General features: G+C 61.6%; 4 protein-coding genes. All 4 read left to right on the top strand.

The annotated features are described in order from the left end of the window. Nucleotides 1-220: 50S ribosomal protein L23 (locus EN925_RS35220; protein WP_128337336.1), on the top strand; the 220-nt coding region annotated here is incomplete at its 5' end. 22 nt (nt 221-242) lie between these two features. Further along, complete coding sequence (gene rplB, locus EN925_RS35215; protein WP_024505067.1) at nt 243-1076, top strand: 50S ribosomal protein L2; 834 nt, start codon at nt 243-245, stop codon at nt 1074-1076. A gap of 16 nt (nt 1077-1092) precedes the next feature. Beyond that, nucleotides 1093-1371, top strand: a complete 279-nt coding sequence (gene rpsS, locus EN925_RS35210) for a 30S ribosomal protein S19 (RefSeq protein ID WP_006205463.1) — start codon at nt 1093-1095, stop codon at nt 1369-1371. Nucleotides 1372-1373: 2 nt separating this feature from the next. Then, the coding region (locus EN925_RS35205; RefSeq protein WP_281040693.1) for an uL22 family ribosomal protein at nt 1374-1556 on the top strand (183 nt) is incomplete at its 3' end.

Raw genomic sequence — 1556 nt, 5'->3', positions numbered from 1 at the left:
GAACAAGGTCGTCTTCAACGTCGCCAAGAAGGCGTCGAAGCCGGAAATCAAGGCCGCCGTCGAAGCGCTGTTCGGCGTCAAGGTGATGGCCGTGAACACGCTTGTCCGCAAGGGCAAGATCAAGCGCTTCCGTGGCACGGTTGGCCGCCAGAGCGACGTCAAGAAGGCGGTTGTGACGCTGGCCGATGGCCAGTCGATCGACGTCGCGACGGGTCTCTGAGCAAGGCCGCGAGGACAGAACAATGGCACTGAAAAAATTCAACCCGGTAACGCCCAGCACCCGTCAGCTGGTCATCGTCGACCGCTCGGGCCTCTACAAGGGCAAGCCCGTCAAGGGTCTGACCGAAGGCCTGACCAAGTCGGGCGGCCGCAACAATCACGGTCGCATCACCGCCCGCTTCATCGGCGGTGGTCACAAGCGTTCGTACCGCATCATCGACTTCAAGCGCCGCAAGTTCGACGTCGTCGGCACGGTCGAGCGCATTGAGTACGATCCGAACCGCACCGCCTTCATCGCGCTGATCAAGTATGACGATGGCGAGCTGTCCTACATCATCGCTCCGCAGCGTCTGGCTCCCGGCGACAAGATCGTGTCCGGTGAATCGGTCGACGTGAAGCCGGGCAATGCGATGCCGCTGGCTTCGATGCCGGTCGGCACCATCGTCCACAACATCGAGCTGAAGCCGGGCAAGGGCGCTCAGGTCGCCCGTTCGGCAGGTGGTTACGGTCAGCTGGTCGGTCGTGACCAGGGCATGGCGATCCTGCGCCTCAATTCGGGCGAGCAGCGTGTCGTTCACGGCTCCTGCATGGCCACTGTTGGCGCCGTGTCCAATCCGGACCACGGCAACATCAATGACGGCAAGGCCGGTCGCACGGTCTGGCGTGGCAAGCGCCCGCACAATCGCGGCGTGACCATGAACCCGGTCGACCATCCGCACGGCGGCGGCGAAGGCCGCACATCGGGTGGCCGCCATCCGGTTTCGCCCTGGGGCAAGCCGACCAAGGGCAAGAAGACGCGGTCCAACAAGGCGACCGACAAGTTCATCCTGCGCTCGCGCCATCAGCGCAAGAGCTAAGAAGAGGTAACGCCAAGTGACTCGTTCGATTTGGAAAGGCCCCTTCATTGACGGCTACCTTCTCAAGAAGGTGGACAAGGTTCGTGAAGGTGGTCGCAATGAGGTGATCAAGATGTGGAGCCGTCGCTCCACCATCCTGCCGCAGTTCGTCGGCTTCACCTTCGGTGTCTACAACGGCCAGAAGCATGTTCCCGTCTCGGTGAACGAGGACATGGTCGGTCACAAGTTCGGTGAATTCGCTCCGACCCGGACCTATTACGGTCACGGCGCGGATAAGAAGGCGAAGAGGAAATAATCATGGGCAAGGCCAAAGCTCCGCGCAGGCTTGCTGATAACGAAGCGCGCGCCGTATTGCGCACGATCCGTATCAGCCCGCAGAAGCTGAACCTGGTTGCCGCGCTGATCCGCGGCAAAAAGGTCGCGACAGCGCTTTCCGATCTCGAATTCTCGGCCAAGCGGATTTCCGGCACGGTCAAGAAG

Source organism: Mesorhizobium sp. M7A.F.Ca.US.006.04.2.1 (genome assembly GCF_004022915.1).
GTDB lineage: Bacteria > Pseudomonadota > Alphaproteobacteria > Rhizobiales > Rhizobiaceae > Mesorhizobium > Mesorhizobium ciceri.
This window is presented reverse-complemented; position numbering and strand designations above follow the sequence as displayed.